General features: G+C 51.8%; 1 protein-coding gene. It reads left to right on the top strand.

Annotated elements, in window-relative coordinates:
• Positions 1-1,118, top strand: a 1,118-nt coding sequence (locus JCM13995_RS13450; protein ID WP_225350921.1) for an IS3 family transposase, incomplete at its 5' end; no start/stop codon positions are given.
• Between the last annotated feature and the right edge of the window lie 53 nt (positions 1,119-1,171).

Here is a 1,171-nt window from a genome sequence, read left to right as displayed (position 1 = left end):
AGCATTTCCAGGTCTCCTACCAGCAGGCTCGTTCCTGGGTACTCAAGGCCAAAGACGGCGGTTATGAGGCTCTTGTGGATAACCGGGGCCATCACAAAGCTGAAGCTGATCTTACAGAGACCGAGAAGCTACGTTTGGAGGTGCGTCGCCTCAAGGCTGAGCTAGCCGACAAAGAGCTGGTGGAGGCATTCGTAAAAAAAATTCAAGGAACTTCAGCGCAGGGGGTGAACAAGCAACGTCGACTGGCCTACGTCGTAATCAGAGAGGTCAGTCAAGGTAATCGTGGTGCAGTGTCAACGCTTTTAAAGCTTATCGGCGTGAGTCGGCAAGCATACTATAAGGGGCTCAGACGCACCGAGACAGCCTGGCAACAACGCGATACCAAGCTTAAGGAACGGGCTCAGTACTGGTATGACTTTCACCACCAGGGGATTGGCGCAGACAACCTCTTGATTGCCCTTCAGCATGACGCTGAGATTACCTTTCCGGTGACGGTCAAGATGGTTAGACGGGTGCAAAGAGAGTTGGGCATCCAATGCCAGATTCGCGTCAAGAAGCGGCATCGGCGGAAGGAAAGCGAACAACACGTACTCGATAATGTACTCAATCAACACTTTGAAGTTGATGGCCCCAACCAGGTCTGGTTATCAGACTCAACCGAATTGAAGTATGGCATGAATGGTGAATACACTGTGCGACTGAGCGGCGTGCTTGACCTGTATGGACGTCGGCTACTCTCGTCTAACCTCAGCAATACCGAGACCGCGTCCGCAGAGATCCAAGTGTTCCAGCGGGCGTTTGAGGCCTCTGGCGAAGTACACCCACTGGTGCACACAGACCGCGGCTCCGCATATACATCAGGAACATTTAGCCATTTTCTGGAGTTCCACAATGTGAAGCGCAGTATGTCACGACCAGGTACCCCGTATGACAACGCACCAATGGAGCGTTGGTGGAACGAATTCAAGTTGCGGTGGATGGAACGACACCCGATGGCAAAGACCTACCAGGAGCTGGTCAAGCTGGTTGAGGAAGGCATCCAGTACTTCAACCATCACAATCGTTCAGCACAAAGAAACGGCCTCACCCCGGATGAATACTGGGATGAAGCCGTTTAGAAACAGACAAAACTTTATATTATTTCATTTGTCAACTTGACAGGGCCGAGTGC

Source organism: Lacticaseibacillus camelliae DSM 22697 = JCM 13995 (assembly GCF_001311195.1).
GTDB classification, from domain to species: domain Bacteria; phylum Bacillota; class Bacilli; order Lactobacillales; family Lactobacillaceae; genus Lacticaseibacillus; species Lacticaseibacillus camelliae.
Note: the sequence above shows the minus strand (reverse complement) of the source record. Positions and strands in the feature narration are given on the sequence as shown.